The sequence below is a fragment of the Pontibacter sp. BAB1700 genome, from assembly GCF_000277005.1.
In the GTDB taxonomy this organism is placed as follows: Bacteria; Bacteroidota; Bacteroidia; order Cytophagales; family Hymenobacteraceae; genus Pontibacter; species Pontibacter lucknowensis.
The window spans coordinates 1-16,322 of the sequence record NZ_AKIS01000084.1 but is presented as its reverse complement, the minus strand read 5'-3'; the positions used below and the strand labels follow the sequence as shown (position 1 = coordinate 16,322).

Below are 16,322 nucleotides of genomic sequence, written 5' to 3'. Positions count from 1 at the left end.
AGGCAGGTATAGGTACAACCCAAGCCTTAATTGACTTTAGCGTTGAATATCAAATTCCTTTTGATCACCTGTCCGGAAGGTATAGATTTCGCCCTGGACCCCTATTTTTACTTCTTTGGACCAGCCTTTGTCAAACGTGATGATCATTTTCCTGGTGGTAATATTCAGTTGCAGCCAATGTCCCCGATAGCGCAGCTGCAGGTTGAGGCAGGGCATCTCATCAGGAAGCACCGGGTTCAGCCACAGCACATCATCGCGGATCTCGAGGCCGGTATAGGCGCGTTGCACTAAGTCTACCGTACCTGCCATGGCACCCAGGTGTATGCCTTCGGCCGTGGTGCCACCCTGTATATCCTCCAGGTCGCTCATCAGAGCCATTTCAAAATTAGCCCAGGAACGCTTGCGGTCTGAACGGGCCAGCACCCAGGCATGCACGATCTTGCTTAGAGTGGATCCGTGAGAGGTGCGCTGTTCGTAGTAGGCGATGTTATCAGGTATGCTCTCGGGCTTGAAGTCGTAGTCGAGTTGCTTGAAGATAGAAAGCAGCTCCTCAGACGAAAACAGATAGAAAAGCATCAGCACGTCTGCCTGTTTGCTGGCCTTATATTTATTCACGTTGTCACCTTCACTCTCCAGAATGCGATCGAGTCGCATGGCCTCACCGTATTTGGCTTTGTATGTGTCCCAGTCGAACTCCTGCAGCTGATCGTAGCCATCAAACTGCGCGATGATCTTCGTGTCTTCCAGAAAAGGAACATACATCCGCCTGCTGATCTCCTCCCAGCGTGTCAGATCATCCGGGGTGAGGTGCAGCTTGGTGAGCAGCTCTTCAAAGCGGGAGTCATCGATCACTTCCTTCAGTTGCAGCGCCTTCTGAATCACCCACACAGCCAGTACATTGGTATAGGCGTTGTTGTTGAGGCCAATTTCGTCTGAATCAGGATACTCGGTATGGTATTCGTCAGGCCCCACCACATGCAGGATTTCGTAGCGCCCGGTATCTTTATTCAGTGTGGCGATGGTAGACCAGAACTGGGCGATGTCCAGTAGCAGCTCAGCGCCGTGATAGCTGAGGAAATCCATGTCTTCGGTGGCCTGGTAGTAATTCCAAACATTGTATGCCACTGCCGAACTGATGTGCCGCTGCAGGTAAGTGTTGTCCGGCAACCACCGCCCGGATTGAGGGTTTAGGTGAATGACCTGACTTTCCTCACGGCCATTACTGCCACTTTGCCACGGAAACATCGCCCCTTTGTAACCCGACTCTTTCGCAGCGCTTCGGGCTTCGTTCAGGCGGCGGTAGCGGTACATGAGCAGCTCCCTCGTAATGGCGGGCAGGTGCAGGTTGAGGAAAGGAAAAATAAACAGTTCGTCCCAGAAAATGTGTCCTCTGTAGCTTCTCCGTGCCAGCCACGGGCAGGCACCCCTACGTCGAGGTCAACGGTATGGCCGGAAACAGTTTGCAGCAGATGAAACACGTGCAGCCGCAAAACCGATTGCACCTTCTTGTTGCAGGCCGTGTCGAGGTCACAGCGGTTCCAGAGCCGCTGCCATGCCCGCTTGTGTACTTCCAGTGCTTTCTCGAAATTCCCTTGCCTTGTGATGTTGACACAGGCATCCAGCAAAGGTTCGGAGGTGGCCCAGTCGCGTGAGGTATAGAGAAGCACGCTCTTTTCGAGGCGAAGCGGCTGGCCTTCGATAGCCTCCAGCTTAAACTGATGCTCCACATAACCCTGCTCGATTCTGGTCTGAGGCATAATTCCGCTGGCGTCGCCGTTCAGGTATACCCGCGTGCGGGCTACCTGCGCCATACGCGTTTTAGACTGCACTGTCTGCACCACCAGGTACATACATTCTTCATCATACTGCCCCTGATCCAAGGTTTCCAGGTGCTGACTAGCGAGTGCGCGATAGCGGGCTACGCCGCTGTTGATCACCCGTCCGTCCAGGGCGGCACGCAACTCCACTTCTCCCGACCAGTTAATGGGTGTCATTTGCCACTCCAGCGCCGCTAGGTGTGGGTTGGCCATACTGACGATGCGGCGGGTATTCAGTTTGGACTCACGGCCTTTGCTATCACGGAAATACACTGTGCGACAAAGTGTGCCGTGTTTCATGTCCAGCTCCTGTTTGAAATCCAGCACCTCCACATTACTCATATGAAACCACTCTTCACCGGACTGCCGGAAGGAAACAGGAAGCCAGTTAGGCCAGTTCACGAGATCTTCGTTTTCGATCTCCTTGCCGGCCACTTCGGAGGTAAGTCTGTTATAGCCACCGGCCAGGTAGGTACCGGGATAATAAATGTCTGCTTCGGCACGGGCTTCTTCGAATGCGCCACGGGTAGCAATGTAGCCATTGCCTAAGGTGCAGAGTGCTTCGCGCAGGGTTTGCTCTTTGGGAACCCACTTATCATAAATGATGCTCCAGTCAGCCATGGTTTATCTTTTTGATGGTGTCTGTCAGGTCTTCCAGAAAAACACGCACTTCGTCCACGCTTTCCAGACGGTAGGTAGCAGCCGTCTTGTCATCATGCTCACCTACCAGTATCCCTATACCTTGTCCCTGCAGCTCAGCGAAAGCATCCTCGTCGGTTATATCGTCGCCAATGTAGAGCGGGATATAGTTACCCTTGCTCAGGCCCAGTTCTTCCATCAGCACATTACCGCCTTACCTTTATGCCAGTCAATATTTGGTTTGAGCTCATAAATCTTTTTCCCTAAGCCAATCTTCAGCTCCGGCATGGAGTTGAGCACCTCATCCACAGCTTTTCGCACCGTCTCTACCTGATCGTCGGCCACGTTTCGGTAGTGCACCGCAATGGCGTAGCGCTTGCGTTCGACCTGGCTTCCTTCCACTTGTCTGAGCTTTTCCTGAAGCATGGTGTCTGCTTTGTCAAGAGCGGACAGGGCGGCTTTGGCACCTCCCGGCTCCGAGGCCATACCTCCCGGACCAGTTATATCAAAACCGTGCGAGCCGGCATAGTACAAGTTGTCAAGCTGCACGAGTTCGGCCACATTCTGCCGGTCGCGGCCGCTCACCACGGCCACCTTCGTGACAGTAGCCAACTCCTGCAGGGCCAGCCGCATGTCGTCGGTCAACACAGCCATTTCAGGGCGCTGCACAATGGGTGTCAGACAGCCGTCGTAGTCAAGGAAGATAGCGGGCGTTTTGCCCTGAAACTGTGCTTTGAGTTCATTCAGTTGGTTGAGGGCCGAAGGAATTTCGAGGGCCTCACGTTTCTGTATCATAGTGTTGGATTAGGGATATCGAAAAAGCGGTTTATACCTTGGGAAATTCTTTGATGACAATATCAGCGCCATTTGCCTGCAGGCCTTCAGCATCGTGGTGACGGTCTATCCCTACCACCAGCGCAAAACCACCGGCTTTGCCAGCCTTTACGCCTTTGCGTGCGTCTTCAAACACAGCCGCCTCCCCGGGCGCTATACCTAGCCGGCGGGCTGCCTCTAAAAAGATGTCGGGCGCCGGTTTGCCTTTCAGTCCCAGTTCAGCAGACTGCAGTCCATCCACATGCTCTTCAAAAAGCCGCTCTATACCTGCGGCATGCAGCACATCCACACAGTTTTTACTCGCCGATATCACAGCCGTCCGCATGCCGTGTTGCTTCTGTCGCTTCAGCCAGGCAATGGTGTCTTCGTATACATCCACGCCTTCCTGCTTCAGCAATTCCTGAAAGTACATGTTTTTCAGATTCCCGAGTCCTCCAATCGTCTCATCGCCTTCTTCGTCTTCTGGTGTGCCCTCCGGCAAAGTAATACCGCGGGAGGTCAGAAAATTGCGCACCCCATCGTAGCGCGGGATGCCATCAATGTGTTCCCTGTAGTCGGTTTCAATATCGAGTGGTTCGTAGCGCTTTCCTTCTTTCTCGCCTCTTTGTTTCAGGTACGAATCAAACATCCGTTTCCAGGCCTGGGCATGTACCCGGGCTGTTTGTGTAATGACACCATCGAGATCCAAAATCAGCGCTTTTATATTTTTGTCCTGAAGTAATTGCTGGAGGGTACTCATAGTTCGTTGGTTAGTTTAAAAGAAAGAATACCAGGGAAGTGATAAGCTGCCCGAACTGAATGGCTCAACTGCAAGCTGAAGTCATTCAGTTCAAGCGGATTATTTATCCCTACGGAATACCTTCTGTGCGCTCATGTGGTGGTACGTCAGGGCCCTGCTCCGGCCGGGTTGAGAGATGCTGTCCGCCGGTTACATATTTCGCATGGGTAGGCGGTGTCCTTTTCCCGTCATCCTCGCGCAGTATCTTTGCTTTAGGAGAATTTTTATCAGTGGGTTGATCCTTTTCCTCTTTCATAATCTGTAAGTTAAAATGTGTAATTCAGATAAACCTGGTGCGTAAACTGTAAAGCCTCGCATCAGACTTTTCAATCTTAAACCTACGCAGCTACAAGTTAAATGATGCCGATTGCGAGCCCGGCTTCCAAAATACTGTATCTTTAAGCCTTAAATCCTGCTCATTCAAACAACCTTGCAGGAGCTTTCAGAGTAGTTTCAGCCGTAACCATCATACAAAATAAAACATGCTACACACCGACAACCCGACCACGACCGATGCCTGGAAAAAACTGGAAGATCACTTCGCCCAGCTAAAAGATCAGCACCTGCGCGATCTGTTTAAAGCTGATCCGCAGCGCTTCGAAAAGTTTTCCTTTGAAGTGGACGGCACACTGTACGACTTCTCCAAAAACCGCATCACCGAAGAGACATTGGATCTGCTGATCCAACTGGCAGAGGAAACGAAGGTTCCTGCCGCCATCGAGAGCATGCTGCGCGGCGAGAGAATCAACGCCACAGAAGGACGCGCTGTGCTGCATACCGCCCTGCGCAATTTCACGGATCAGGAGCTGTTGGTAGAAGGTGAAAATGTGCTGGAGGAAGTGCGGGATGTGCAGCGCCAGATGAAGGACTTCTGCGACCGCCTGCATAGCGGCGAGTGGACGGGCTTTACGGGCAAAAAAGTGAGGCATGTGGTGAACATAGGTATAGGCGGTTCGCACCTGGGTCCGCAGATGGTGACAGAGGCGCTGAAGAAGTACCAGAAGCCGGACATTGAGGTACACTTCATCTCCAATGTGGACGGCACCGATGCTGCAGAGGTGCTGCGCAAAGTTGATCCGGAAACGACGCTTTTCATCATCGCTTCCAAAACGTTTACGACGAAAGAAACCATTGCCAATGCCCACACGGCCCGCAGTTGGTTTTTGGAAACTGCCAAGGACGAGGCGCATGTGAGCAAGCACTTTGTAGCCCTTTCTACCAACACGGGGGCGGTTTCTAAGTTCGGAATTGCTCCTGAAAATACCTTCCGCTTCTGGGATTGGGTAGGCGGACGTTTCTCGCTTTGGTCAGCCATTGGTTTGTCAGTAGCCTGCGCCCTAGGATATGACCGGTTTGAGGAACTGCTCCGTGGCGCAGAGGCTATGGACAAGCACCTGAAAAATACACCGATGCGCCAGAACATACCGGTGCTGATGGCCCTGTTGAGCATCTGGTACACCAACTTCTTTGAGGCGCAGTCGCATGCCGTGCTGCCTTACGACCAGTACCTGCGCCTGTTGCCGGAGTACCTGCAGCAACTGCAGATGGAAAGCAACGGCAAGACGGCTATGCGCAACGGCGAGTTTGTGAACTTCCAGACGCAGCCGGTGATCTGGGGAGCGGCCGGTACCAACGGGCAGCACTCTTTCTTCCAGCTTATCCACCAGGGCACAGTGCTTATACCTTCTGATTTCCTGGCTCCGGTGAACAGCCACAACCCGATCGGTGAGCACCACCCCATGCTGCTTTCTAACTTCTTCGCCCAGACGGAGGCCCTCATGAAAGGTAAAACCGAAGAAGAGGTGCGGGCTGAGCTGGAAAAGAAAGGGATGGCCGGTGAAGAGCTGGAGCAGCTGGTATCGCATAAGGTATTCGAAGGTAACAAACCTTCTACTTCCATTATGTTCGACCTGCTCACGCCACATGCCCTAGGCAGCCTGATTGCCATGTACGAGCACAAGACCTTTGTGCAGGGGGTGATCTGGAACTTGTACAGCTTCGATCAGTGGGGTGTGGAACTGGGCAAGCAACTGGCTGGTACGATTGAAGAGGAAATACTGGGCAACAAGGAGGCTGAGCACGACAGCTCCACCGCCGGTCTGATCGGCTACTACATACAAAAACGAAAATAGCGAAAACCTTGTAACGGTGCTGCGTTTAAGTATGGTATCTATACTTTATGCAGCACCTATACCTTAAAACGGCGCTTCTGCTGCTTCTCACTCTATTATTGAGCAGTTGCGCCGACAATGATTTTTACCAGCAAGACGCTTTGGTGCAGCCGGGAGAGCATGATCTGCCCCCGGCTGGCACTGACAGCGTATGGGTCGTGGCTGGTCGCCATTACGAACGCGGCTGGCTGCATCGCCTCTTCTGGGGCCGTCACCATCGCGACAGCTGGACTACTCCTGTAAAACTTCCCGTGTTCGATCTGTCACGCGTTAACGGCGGGATGGAGGTCATTAAAAAAGGGGGCGGCTACCAGACCAGCAGCTTTCACCTTCAGGACAGCCTCGGTCGCACTTACGCTTTCCGCTCCATCGACAAAGACCCGGTGCTGGTGCTGGCCAAATTCTGGCGTCCCACCTTTGTCACCAATATACTGCGCGATCAAACCTCCTCTGCCACTCCCTATGGTGCCCTGATCATACCTGACTTAGCCAAAGCCGCCGGGATTTACCATACCTCTCCAACCCTCTACTATGTACCTACCAACGATACTTTGTTTGGAGAACATGCCGGGGCGGTGCAGGGTAAGGTATTCATGCTCGAAGAGAAGTTTGAGGGTATAGCCGACACGCTGGGTATGTTCGGAGACGTAGCAGGTTTTGAAGGCTCAGATGATGCCCTGCGCAACCGCTATGAAACCAACACACACCACTTCGACCAGAAGGCCTTTGCCCGCGCCCGACTGCTGGATGTGCTGGTCGGTGACTGGGACCGCCACAAGGGACAATGGGATTGGGCGGCTTATCAGGAAGGACCAAAGGATATCAGGTATAAACCCATTCCCAAAGACCGGGATCAGGTATTCCTGAAAATGAACGACGGGATTATACCTTTCATCGCCACCAGCAAACTGATGGCCCGCAAGTTCAACTCCTTCGGACCCAAAATCAAAGATGTGAAAGCCTGATGATCAATGCTCAGTTTATAGACGAGCGCCTGCTGCATGAACTTACCCGCACGGATTGGGTGGCAATAGCAGAGGATTTAAAGCGCAGGCTCACAGATCAAACCATCGAAAAAGCAGTCAGAAACCTGCCTCCCCCCATTTTCGCCTCAGGGGAGAAAGCTCTATCCAGAGCCTGAAAAACCGGCGCAACCAATTACTGGAGGTAGCCGAAGAAATGTACGGAATCCTGGCCAGGCATGTGACCATCGCCGGTACCGACCAGCGCGATAAATTTATAGTTAAACGACTGGACGATGATCGCACTGAAGTCATCTTAATTCGTCCTACCCAAAACGGTATACCTGAGAAGGTGCTGTACCAACGCATTTTCTTCAGAAAAGAGACTGAAAAGATCACGCTGCACGGTCTTAGCGGAGATGATGAATTCCTGTTGGAAGGCGACGTAGCAGAAGGTATACTGGTAGATGTATATGGGGGACTAGGAGAAGATGAAATCACGGACAGATCGTCTGTAAAAGGTTGGCGTAAAATGACCCACATCTACGACACCGAACGCGGCAACGAAATCGAATTCGGCACTGAGGCTAAAGACCGCACCACCCGCGATGTGAGAGTGCACGCATACGACCGGGAAGGCAACTGAAGTTTAGGAGTTGAGGAGTTTGAGAGTTTAGAGGTATAGACCTATTATAACATACAATCATCCAATGGTATAAACTAAAGCATTTCCGTGTCATTTCGACCAAAGGGAGAAATCTGAAGCTTTACCTTTGTGTTAAAAATTCAGATTTCTCCTTTAAGGTCTATTACCAATAAAATCAGCAGAACTGGGCTAAAAGATGTCTCCTCAAACTAAATTCCCCAACTCTTAAACTCTCAAACTTCTAAACTTTCAAACTTTTCTCCAGCATCTTCAGCACGAATGTTTCCATGCTGCTGAGGTGTTTGTTTTTTGACTTGGTGGGGTCGTGCTTTTTGAGGAAGCCCAGCAGTTTGTCCTCCCGGAATAGATTTACTACCTCCGGGTGGATATAGTATTTGCTGCAAACAGTTGGTGTATTTCCCAAGCCCTTCGCCACTTCTTTCACTGCCTCTTTTATACCTTTCTCCTTATCGATCTCCGGGTTATCGTCGATTACCCGCTCCAGGCACTCCACCATGCGCACAGTGCCGCCCCAGGTCCTGAAATCCTTTGCCGTAAAATCATGAGCGGTCACATCCCGCAGGTATTCGTTCACGTCGCCGGACTCAAGTGTCTGCCGCTCCCCGTCTTCGTCGTAATACTGAAACAGGTCGTAGCCCGGAATGTCCTTACACTTTTTGACTAATTGCGCCAGTCGGCGATCCTTAAGGTCGATCTTCTGCTCCACCCCCTTCTTGCCTACAAACGAAAAAGTAACGGTGCTGCCGTTAAAGGTCACGTGACGGTCGCGCAGTGTGGTAAGGCCATAGGACTTATTTGACTTAGCGTAGGCCCGGTTCCCGATCCGAATCAGCGCATTGTCCATGATCGACACCACCAGGGCCGTCACCTTGCGCTTGTCCAGCTTGCGGGACTGGATGTCCTGCTGTACCTGTTCGCGCAGGGCGGGCAGCGACTTTCCGAATGTGATCATGCGGCCGAACTTGGTCAGGTTGCGGGCTTTTTGCCACTCAGGGTGATAAATATACTGCTTGCGCCCTTTGTCGTCCCTACCCGTAGCCTGCAAATGACCACGGCTGATTTAGCAATCCATACTTCGGTCCAGGCGGGCGGTATCACCAGTTTTTTGATTCGTTCGAGCGCCTTTTCATCTGTTACTTTATCTCCCTTGTGGTTGAGGTAATAGAAACCGGTACCGGCTTTCTTGCGGGTGATGCCCGGCTTTTCGTCAGAGGTATAGATTAACCCCGCCCACTCGGCCGAGAGGGCAGGATCTTTATATAAATTATGTAGTTCTTTCTTCGTCATCTGCTGAGGCATTAGGCGCCTCCTGCCCATAATACTTCAATCTTGTGCAAAAGTTATTCGCCCCAAAGATCGTGCACCCGCTTTTGCTTATACCTCCTCAACATTTACCCTTATATTTGCCCCACGATAAAGATATACCATGACCATACATAAACAGATCTCCTACCTCTACGCCTTCTTTGGCGTGTTCATGCTGGGCTGTGGCGCCGTAGCCGTTGATGTGGCGGGTGAGCAGGCCCGCACTGCGCTTATCACAGGTATAGCCGGTGGTTTGCTGGCCCTGGTTGCCGGGCACTTTCTGAACCGCCGCCAGCGCTGGGGGTTTTTGCTGGGTACTGCCGAGGCCGGTCTGCTGACGCTGCTGCTGGGCTGGCGATCCGGCACCTATTTTATCCGCCTGCTGGAGATGGTGCAGGAAGCGCCGGAGCCTAATTCTACCCAAACGGCAGGTATGGCTTTCCTGCTCACTACGGCCATGCTGGTAGTCGCGCTTTTGACGCTGGCAGTGTCTGTTATGTTCGCTAAACAAGTGTTTGCCGAGACAAAATAGGCATTCGTCTATATTTTTCTATAGCATTAAACCTTTATGTGTTATATTGGTCCTAACACAAGACCAATCGTTCACCTAAAAAGACTAATATGCTTCAGAAAATCGGTTTGAGTATCGTGCTCACGGCCAGTGTGGTCAGTGCAGCCGAGGCGCAGACAAAACTCGTGGAAAAGGTAACCAAGAAAAGCGATGAGCTGGTTATACCTTACGAAAAGTACAAACTGGCCAATGGCCTTACCCTGATCGTGCACGAAGATCATTCCGATCCGGTAGTGCATGTGGACGTAACCTATCACGTGGGATCTGCCCGCGAAGAGGTAGGCAAGTCTGGTTTCGCGCACTTCTTTGAGCACATGATGTTCCAGGGCTCCGACAACGTGGCCGACGAAGAACACTTCAAAATCGTATCGGATGCCGGTGGCACGCTGAACGGTACAACTAACCGCGACCGCACCAACTACTTCGAGACCGTGCCTAGCAACCAGTTGGAAACAGCTCTGTGGCTGGAGGCTGACCGCATGGGCTTCCTGCTCGACGCTGTAACTCAGAAGAAATTTGAGGTGCAGCGCGAAACTGTAAAGAACGAGCGTGGTCAGAACTATGACAACCGTCCTTACGGTCTGGTGTACGAGAAAACATCGCAGCACCTGTACCCGCATGGTCACCCTTACTCCTGGACTACGATTGGTTACATCGAGGACCTGAACCGTGTGAACGTTGACGACCTGAAAAACTTCTTCCTGCGCTGGTACGGACCTAACAACGCCACTGTAACTGTAGGCGGCGATGTAAATCCGGCTGATGTGGTGAAGCTCGTGGAGAAATACTTCGGCTCTATACCTGCCGGCCCTGCCGTTCAGGACATGCAACCAATGCTGGCCTCTCTTACTTCTGACCGCTACATCTCTTACGAAGACAACATCCGCTTCCCGATGCTGCGCATGACCTACCCGGTGCCTGAAGCTGGTCATAAAGACGAGCATGCACTGGACGTACTGGCTGAGATCCTGGGACAGGGCCGTAACTCTATCTTCTACAAAAACTTTGTAAAAGAGCAGAAAGCCATGCAGGCATCTGCCTTCAACTCTACTTCTGAGCTGGCTGGCGAATTTGGCATCACCATCATGGCGTATCCAAACAGCACACTGGCACAAATGGAGGAGCTTCTGCGCAAGTCGATCGCTGAGTTTGAAACCCGTGGTGTTACCGACGAAGACCTTCAGCGCTACAAGGCTTCTGCCGAGTCGAGCCTGATCAATCGTATGGCAAGTGTGAGCGGCAAAGTTTCGCAGCTGGCAGCCTACGAAACCTTCCGCAACAACCCGAACTACCTGCAGGAGGAAATCCGCCGCATCAACGCGCTAACCAAAGACGACGTGAAGCGTGTGTACAACCAGTACATCAAGGGCAAGCATGCCGTTATCCTGAGCGTAGTGCCAAAAGGCAAACCTGAGATGGTAGCCAAAGCCGATAACTATACTGTAGACACCAACGTGTCAGTGGCGCAGCCACAGGACTACAGCGGCCTGAGCTATACCAAGGCAGTTGACTCTTTTGACCGCAGCAAGCGCCCGGTAGCGGGTCAGGCAAAAGCTGTGAGCGTACCGAACTTCTATACTTCGAAGTTTAAGAACGGTATGAAAGTGATCGGCACCAAGTCTGATGAGATACCAACTGTTACGTTGCAGCTGACTATTCCTGGTGGACACCGTTTGTTAGCTAAGAATCCTGGAAAAGCAGGTATAGCTTCACTTACGGCATCCCTGTTGAACGAGGACACTGAGAACTACACGTCAGAAGCATTCACTAACGAGCTCGATAAACTGGGTAGCTCTATCCGCATCGGCTCCGGTACAGAAGATACCTATGTAACGGTGCAGTCGCTGAAGAAGAACCTGGACAAGACACTCGTTCTGCTCGAAGAGCGCCTGTTCCGTCCTAAGTTCGCCGCCGATGACTTTGAGCGTCTGAAAAAGCAGCAGCTGGAAGGCATAGCAAACCAGAGCACACAGCCAACGGCCATCGCCAGCAGCGTGTACAACAAACTGCTTTATGGCGAAAACCACATTATGGCTATCCCGACTTCAGGAACTACGGAGTCGGTGAGCAGCATCACGCTGGACGACGTGAAGCAGTTCTACGCTGCCAACTTCACGCCTACAGGAGCTGAGCTGGTGATCGTGGGCGACATCAACGAAAAGGAAATAGTTAGCAAACTGGGATTCCTTAAAAACTGGAAGAAGAAAAACGTAAGCATTCCTGCTGATGTGAAAGCTCCAGCAATTGCGGGTACTAAAATTTACTTCGTAGATAAGCCAGACGCAGCACAGTCAGAGATCAGAATTGGTTACGTGGCCCAGCCTTATGACGCGACCGGTGAGTACTACAGAACATCATTGATGAACTTTGTATTGGGTGGTGCTTTCAACAGCCGCATCAACCTGAACCTGCGTGAAGATAAAGGCTATACCTACGGTGCCCGTTCAGGCTTCGGTGGTAGCCGCTTCGCTGGTCCTTACACAGCCTCTGCTGGCGTACGTGCCGATGCCACTGCCGCTTCTGTAGTTGAATTCATGAAAGAGATCAACGATTACAGAACCAAAGGCATTACTGAAGAAGAGCTTCAGTTCATGAAGAACTCCATCGGTCAGTCAGATGCCCGCCAGTACGAGACGCCTGCACAAAAGGCGAATTTCCTGGGCCGCATCCTGCGCTACGACCTGAAGAAGGACTACGTAAGCAAGCAGACGCAGATACTGAACAACATCACGAAGCAGGAGATCGACGCCCTGGCAGCCAAGCACCTGCCAGCCGACAAAATGCACATCGTGGTGGTGGGTGACAAGAAAACAGTGTTGCCTGAGCTGCAGAAGCTGAGCTACGACGTAGTGGAGCTGGATACCAACGGCAACCCCGTAGGTACCTCATCCGTAAAATAGACCATACTACACTTGGAAAAAGCCTCTGAAATTCAGGGGCTTTTTTATTTGCACTATTTTCTCAGAACATCCCCCAACCCTCTCCTTCCAACCAAGGCTATTTTTAATCCGTAAGCGCATACTAAAATCTATATGCGTTAGTTTTAAGCAAACCGAAGGAGGCTGATAACGGCTACACCTTCGCATAGCTTAAATACATTTTATCACTCTAAATTTTATGATGAAGTATATCAATCGTACGGCACCCTGGCTGCTTGTCTTTGTCAGTGTGTTTTTCATGAGTAGCTGCAAAGACAATGAAGGGGTGATCTTCTCCACCCAGGACGACATCCGACTAGGTGAGCAGGTATCGCAGCAAGTGGACTCCACCTTCCGCGCCCAGGGCAAACTGCTGGAGCGCAACTCTAACAACGCCAATGTACAGAAAGCCTATACCCACCTCGACCGCATCGTGAACCGGGTCCTCAACTCCGGGGAGATCAAATACAGAAACGAGTTTGTCTGGTCCGTGAAGATCATCGACGACCGTGAGACCCTGAATGCCTTTGCAGCACCCGGAGGGCACATTTACGTGTATACCGGCCTGATGAAGTTTCTGGATGACGAAGACCATTTTGCCGGAGTACTGGCCCATGAGATAGCCCACGCCGACAAGCGCCACAGCGTACAGCAGCTACAGCGTGAGTATGGCATCGCCATTCTGCTTTCGGTAGCGCTGGGCAACAATGCCGGCACGCTACAGCAGATAGCAGGTCAGTTAGCAGGTACACTGGCAGGTCTGCGTTTCAGCCGCGGTGCGGAAACCGAAGCCGACAACGCCTCTGTGGTTTACCTGGACGGCACCGATTATTACGCCTGCGATGGAGCAGCGGGCTTTTTTGTGAAGCTGAACGACCAGGCGCAGGGCAGCAATCCGCCTGAGTTCCTGAGCACGCACCCCAACCCGGACAACCGCATTGAGAACATACAGCAGCAGGCGCGGCAGCGCAACTGCTCCACTGACGGGGCCGCTAACACGGACTTCAATGAACTGAAAAGAAGCCTGAACTTATAACCAGCAAAGGTCTGCCGCAGGGCAGGCCTTTCTGTTCACAACCTATACCTGCAGACTATGAAAAAAATAAAAAACACTGCTGCGAAAGCTGTCTTAAAAGTTGAGGAAAAGTTTGATACCCTAACTTTCAATCTGCGCCGCAAACTCAATATGTTCGGCCCGCTGCACATTATGACCTACCGAAGCTACGGAACCCCCAACCGACTGTATGTAAAAGGCCGTGTGCTGGTTGATAAAGGCATAACCGTGTCAGAAGAGAACGATACCCTGTGGGAGAACATTCTAAACATGTACAAGCGCTTTAACAGTCGCGAAATACCGGGGGCACGGGTAGAGTTGTGCCTGGGTGATCAGAAGCACGAGATTACCACCGATGTAGAAGGTTATTTCGTCATGAACCTGGCTCCCGAAAAGCCACTGGTACTCGATGATATCTGGCATACGATCAACATAACGCTAACAGACTCCCCTGTAGCCTTTGAGGGGCCGGTAAAGGCCCAGGCGCATGTACTGGTACCACCACCTGATGCAGAGTATGGCATTATCAGCGACATCGACGACACCATTGTGCGAACCGGTGCCACCAGTATGCTGCAGACAGGCCGGAACGTACTGCTTAATAATGCCCACTCCCGTATACCTTTCCATGGTGTTTCATCCTTTTACAAATCACTGCAGCTAGGGCGAAACGGAAAACGCAATAATCCTTTTTTCTACGTATCGAGCAGTCCCTGGAACACCTATGACCTGCTCTACCACTTCCTGGAGTTGAACGAGATCCCACAAGGTCCCCTCCTGCTGCGTGACTTTGGAATGGATGAAAGCAAGCTTGGCGCCTCCGATCACATGAGCCATAAGTATAAGGAGATCGAAAATATTCTGATCACTTACCCGGAGCTCAAATTCATCCTGATCGGTGACAGTGGGCAGCAGGATGCCGAGATCTATGCAGAAGTGGTCAAAAAGCATCCCGGCCGTGTACTGGCCATTTACATACGGGACGTCAACATCGAGAAGCACACCAAAAAAGTAGTCACCATTTTCGACGAATTCAAAGACAACAAAGAAGTGGAGATGGTGCTTGTGAAAGAAACACTCGAAGCCGCCGAACACGCCGCCCAATGCGGCTACATTTTCACAGAAGAACTCCCAGAGATCGCCAGAGAAACAGAAGTGGATGCCGCGGGAGATGAATAAGTTTAGGAGTTTGAGAGTTGAAGAGTTTGAGAGTTAATTTACAGCTTAAAAGCGGAAGGCCTGCTATGGAGCAGGCCTTCCGCTTTTAAAATATTATAGTTGAAGGGTATACCTGAAATCATTAAACCTTTCATTCCATCCCTCTTATTAACTCCTAAACTCTCAAACTTGACTAGCTCGAATGGTCTGCTATGATCTTCCAACCGTCGGGAAAGCGTTTCAGGATAATGGAGAAGTGTCCTTGCAGGTCGCCCAGTTCGGCTTCGCGTTGCAGGTGCCATTGGCCTACTACCAGCATGTGGTCAGCAGACAAGTGGCGCATTTCCTTCAGGTTGAAGGTCAGCTTGCCCATGGCGGCCGGATCAGGGTAGCTCTTGCGGTAGTTGTCGAGGGTCTTTTGCCAGCCGTAGGTCAGGCCGCTCTTGCCCACAAACAGCAGGGAGTCCGACTTCCAGTAGTCCTGCATAAAGCAGTCGAGGTCGCCCTGGCTCCAGCAAGCTGATTGTGAGGCCAGCATGTTGCGCACCTGGGCTTCTGCCACCGCCGTGTTCTGTGTAACAGGAGCATTGGCGTCAAGCTCCACCTGCTTTTCCTCCTGCTGCTGACAGGCTGCGGTCGACAGGCCTATACCCAGGACCAGCGCATAGATTAACTTATTTCTTCTCATCTTTCTCAGGAAGTATGGTTTTGATGTAAGTAGTTCCGCCCAGTCGGCCCATGGCGCGGGCTATGCGGTACTGTCGGCCCAGCACATAAGCCGAAGGTCGACCGGCGGAATACCGGATCGGGTTGGGAAGGACCGCCGCCAGACGTGCCGCCTGCTGACGACCAACCTGCGATGCCGGTTTGTTGAAGTACTTTTGAGAGGCCGCTTCCACACCAAACACCCCATCCCCCATCTCCGCAATGTTCAGGTATACCTCTATAATACGCTGTTTGCCCCAGAGCACTTCGATCAGAAAAGTAAAATAAGCCTCCACAGCCTTGCGCAGGTAACTCCGGCCATGCCACAGAAACACGTTCTTGGCCACCTGCTGACTGATGGTGCTCCCCCCTCTGATGTTGGTCCCCTTCTGATTACGTTTAAACGCATCGGCAATGGCATTGAAATCGAAGCCATGATGCTCTAGGAAAAGCTGGTCTTCCGACGCCACCACAGCCAACGGCAACTGGTCCGACATTTCCTCCAACGACACGAATTTATACCTGATCGCAGGATCCTCCTTGCCTGCCACACCGGCTTCAGCACGGCGCTTGACCATGTGCAGCGTTACAGGTGGAGCCACCCAACGGTATACCAATACCCATAGCACACTCAGGAGCACGAGGCTCAGCAAAAGCTTTGTCATGACGAGCCTGATCTCGCGAAAGCCCAGCCGTTTCTTCTTCATTTTAAGAGGTTGAAAATAAGTGCGCAAAGCTAAGTG

The 16,322-nt window shown here is 51.8% G+C and carries 18 protein-coding genes; 8 read left to right on the top strand and 10 right to left on the bottom strand.

Translation table 11 applies throughout. The features are described 5' to 3' along the window. Nucleotides 1-36: 36 nt before the first annotated feature. The 6 genes from O71_RS24615 to O71_RS10570 form a co-directional block, all read right to left on the bottom strand. Nucleotides 37-1,338 carry a glycosyl hydrolase family 65 protein gene (locus O71_RS24615; RefSeq protein ID WP_237717807.1) on the bottom strand — a complete coding sequence of 434 codons (1,302 nt, stop codon included), beginning with the start codon at nucleotides 1,336-1,338 and terminating at the stop codon, nucleotides 37-39. Next, a complete protein-coding gene (locus O71_RS24610) occupies nucleotides 1,290-2,438 on the bottom strand; it encodes a hypothetical protein (RefSeq protein WP_202800217.1) in 1,149 nt (382 codons plus the stop codon). The genes O71_RS24615 and O71_RS24610 overlap by 49 nt, the downstream gene beginning before the upstream one ends. After that, nucleotides 2,431-2,655 carry a trehalose-phosphatase gene (locus O71_RS26500; protein ID WP_202800216.1) on the bottom strand — a complete coding sequence of 75 codons (225 nt, stop codon included), beginning with the start codon at nucleotides 2,653-2,655 and terminating at the stop codon, nucleotides 2,431-2,433. The genes O71_RS24610 and O71_RS26500 overlap by 8 nt, the downstream gene beginning before the upstream one ends. Then, entirely contained in the window at nucleotides 2,655-3,251 is a 597-nt protein-coding gene (gene otsB / locus O71_RS10580; protein WP_202800215.1) for a trehalose-phosphatase, read from the bottom strand. The genes O71_RS26500 and otsB overlap by 1 nt, the downstream gene beginning before the upstream one ends. 31 nt (nucleotides 3,252-3,282) lie before the next feature. Further along, entirely contained in the window at nucleotides 3,283-4,029 is a 747-nt protein-coding gene (locus O71_RS10575; protein ID WP_007656396.1) for an HAD family phosphatase, read from the bottom strand. Between the two features lie 109 nt (nucleotides 4,030-4,138). After that, nucleotides 4,139-4,324 carry a hypothetical protein gene (locus tag O71_RS10570; protein ID WP_007656394.1) on the bottom strand — a complete coding sequence of 62 codons (186 nt, stop codon included), beginning with the start codon at nucleotides 4,322-4,324 and terminating at the stop codon, nucleotides 4,139-4,141. A gap of 226 nt (nucleotides 4,325-4,550) precedes the next feature. Between O71_RS10570 and pgi the strand changes: the two genes are divergently transcribed. Genes pgi through O71_RS10555 form a run of 4 tightly spaced genes read left to right on the top strand, consistent with a single transcriptional unit; the run spans nucleotide 4,551 to nucleotide 7,847 of the window. Next, a complete protein-coding gene (gene pgi, locus O71_RS10565; protein WP_007656391.1) occupies nucleotides 4,551-6,200 on the top strand; it encodes a glucose-6-phosphate isomerase in 1,650 nt (549 codons plus the stop codon). Nucleotides 6,201-6,247: 47 nt separating this feature from the next. Further along, entirely contained in the window at nucleotides 6,248-7,204 is a 957-nt protein-coding gene (locus tag O71_RS10560) for a hypothetical protein (RefSeq protein ID WP_007656389.1), read from the top strand. After that, nucleotides 7,204-7,380: a hypothetical protein gene (locus O71_RS23860; RefSeq protein ID WP_007656387.1), complete on the top strand. Its 177-nt coding sequence runs from the start codon at nucleotides 7,204-7,206 to the stop codon at nucleotides 7,378-7,380. Before O71_RS10560 ends, O71_RS23860 begins: the two co-directional genes overlap by 1 nt. Before the next feature lie 38 nt (nucleotides 7,381-7,418). Beyond that, on the top strand, nucleotides 7,419-7,847 hold the full coding sequence (locus O71_RS10555; protein WP_007656385.1) for a hypothetical protein: 429 nt from the start codon (nucleotides 7,419-7,421) through the stop codon (nucleotides 7,845-7,847). 241 nt (nucleotides 7,848-8,088) lie between these two features. On the opposite strand, the gene O71_RS10550 is transcribed toward O71_RS10555, so the two are convergent. After that, complete coding sequence (locus tag O71_RS10550) at nucleotides 8,089-8,913, bottom strand: DNA topoisomerase IB (RefSeq protein ID WP_237717804.1); 825 nt, start codon at nucleotides 8,911-8,913, stop codon at nucleotides 8,089-8,091. Next, complete coding sequence (locus O71_RS25595) at nucleotides 8,835-9,155, bottom strand: hypothetical protein (protein WP_237717803.1); 321 nt, start codon at nucleotides 9,153-9,155, stop codon at nucleotides 8,835-8,837. The genes O71_RS10550 and O71_RS25595 overlap by 79 nt, the downstream gene beginning before the upstream one ends. A gap of 139 nt (nucleotides 9,156-9,294) precedes the next feature. Between O71_RS25595 and O71_RS10545 the strand changes: the two genes are divergently transcribed. The 4 genes from O71_RS10545 to O71_RS10530 all read left to right on the top strand — a co-directional run bounded on the left by O71_RS10545 (nucleotide 9,295) and on the right by O71_RS10530 (nucleotide 14,895). Beyond that, a complete protein-coding gene (locus tag O71_RS10545) occupies nucleotides 9,295-9,705 on the top strand; it encodes a hypothetical protein (protein WP_007656380.1) in 411 nt (136 codons plus the stop codon). A gap of 89 nt (nucleotides 9,706-9,794) precedes the next feature. Further along, nucleotides 9,795-12,644 carry a pitrilysin family protein gene (locus tag O71_RS10540; RefSeq protein WP_007656379.1) on the top strand — a complete coding sequence of 950 codons (2,850 nt, stop codon included), beginning with the start codon at nucleotides 9,795-9,797 and terminating at the stop codon, nucleotides 12,642-12,644. A gap of 217 nt (nucleotides 12,645-12,861) precedes the next feature. Continuing rightward, complete coding sequence (locus tag O71_RS10535; protein WP_007656378.1) at nucleotides 12,862-13,698, top strand: M48 family metalloprotease; 837 nt, start codon at nucleotides 12,862-12,864, stop codon at nucleotides 13,696-13,698. 57 nt (nucleotides 13,699-13,755) lie between these two features. After that, nucleotides 13,756-14,895 carry an App1 family protein gene (locus tag O71_RS10530; RefSeq protein ID WP_007656377.1) on the top strand — a complete coding sequence of 380 codons (1,140 nt, stop codon included), beginning with the start codon at nucleotides 13,756-13,758 and terminating at the stop codon, nucleotides 14,893-14,895. Between the two features lie 172 nt (nucleotides 14,896-15,067). Here O71_RS10530 and O71_RS10525 read toward each other — a convergent pair whose 3' ends face one another. Both O71_RS10525 and mtgA read right to left on the bottom strand, forming a co-directional pair. After that, on the bottom strand, nucleotides 15,068-15,562 hold the full coding sequence (locus O71_RS10525) for a DUF4440 domain-containing protein (protein ID WP_007656376.1): 495 nt from the start codon (nucleotides 15,560-15,562) through the stop codon (nucleotides 15,068-15,070). Next, nucleotides 15,549-16,244 (bottom strand): monofunctional biosynthetic peptidoglycan transglycosylase, encoded by a 696-nt coding sequence (mtgA, locus tag O71_RS10520; RefSeq protein WP_237717806.1) that lies wholly within the window; start codon nucleotides 16,242-16,244, stop codon nucleotides 15,549-15,551. Before mtgA ends, O71_RS10525 begins: the two co-directional genes overlap by 14 nt. Nucleotides 16,245-16,322: the final 78 nt, after the last annotated feature.

Bases quoted from the DNA above. Each gene is read 5' to 3' on its own strand.
- O71_RS26500 (WP_202800216.1), bottom strand. From the start codon at position 2,655: ATGGAAGAACTGGGCCTGAGCAAGGGTAACTATATCCCGCTCTACATT.
- O71_RS10535 (WP_007656378.1), top strand. From the start codon at position 12,862: ATGATGAAGTATATCAATCGTACGGCACCCTGGCTGCTTGTCTTTGTC.
- O71_RS25595 (WP_237717803.1), bottom strand. From the start codon at position 9,155: ATGACGAAGAAAGAACTACATAATTTATATAAAGATCCTGCCCTCTCG.
- O71_RS10575 (WP_007656396.1), bottom strand. From the start codon at position 4,029: ATGAGTACCCTCCAGCAATTACTTCAGGACAAAAATATAAAAGCGCTG.
- O71_RS10560 (WP_007656389.1), top strand. From the start codon at position 6,248: ATGCAGCACCTATACCTTAAAACGGCGCTTCTGCTGCTTCTCACTCTA.
- O71_RS23860 (WP_007656387.1), top strand. From the start codon at position 7,204: ATGATCAATGCTCAGTTTATAGACGAGCGCCTGCTGCATGAACTTACC.
- pgi (WP_007656391.1), top strand. From the start codon at position 4,551: ATGCTACACACCGACAACCCGACCACGACCGATGCCTGGAAAAAACTG.
- O71_RS10540 (WP_007656379.1), top strand. From the start codon at position 9,795: ATGCTTCAGAAAATCGGTTTGAGTATCGTGCTCACGGCCAGTGTGGTC.
- O71_RS10530 (WP_007656377.1), top strand. From the start codon at position 13,756: ATGAAAAAAATAAAAAACACTGCTGCGAAAGCTGTCTTAAAAGTTGAG.
- O71_RS10555 (WP_007656385.1), top strand. From the start codon at position 7,419: ATGTACGGAATCCTGGCCAGGCATGTGACCATCGCCGGTACCGACCAG.
- O71_RS10525 (WP_007656376.1), bottom strand. From the start codon at position 15,562: ATGAGAAGAAATAAGTTAATCTATGCGCTGGTCCTGGGTATAGGCCTG.
- mtgA (WP_237717806.1), bottom strand. From the start codon at position 16,244: ATGACAAAGCTTTTGCTGAGCCTCGTGCTCCTGAGTGTGCTATGGGTA.
- O71_RS24610 (WP_202800217.1), bottom strand. From the start codon at position 2,438: ATGGCTGACTGGAGCATCATTTATGATAAGTGGGTTCCCAAAGAGCAA.
- O71_RS10570 (WP_007656394.1), bottom strand. From the start codon at position 4,324: ATGAAAGAGGAAAAGGATCAACCCACTGATAAAAATTCTCCTAAAGCA.
- O71_RS10545 (WP_007656380.1), top strand. From the start codon at position 9,295: ATGACCATACATAAACAGATCTCCTACCTCTACGCCTTCTTTGGCGTG.
- otsB (WP_202800215.1), bottom strand. From the start codon at position 3,251: ATGATACAGAAACGTGAGGCCCTCGAAATTCCTTCGGCCCTCAACCAA.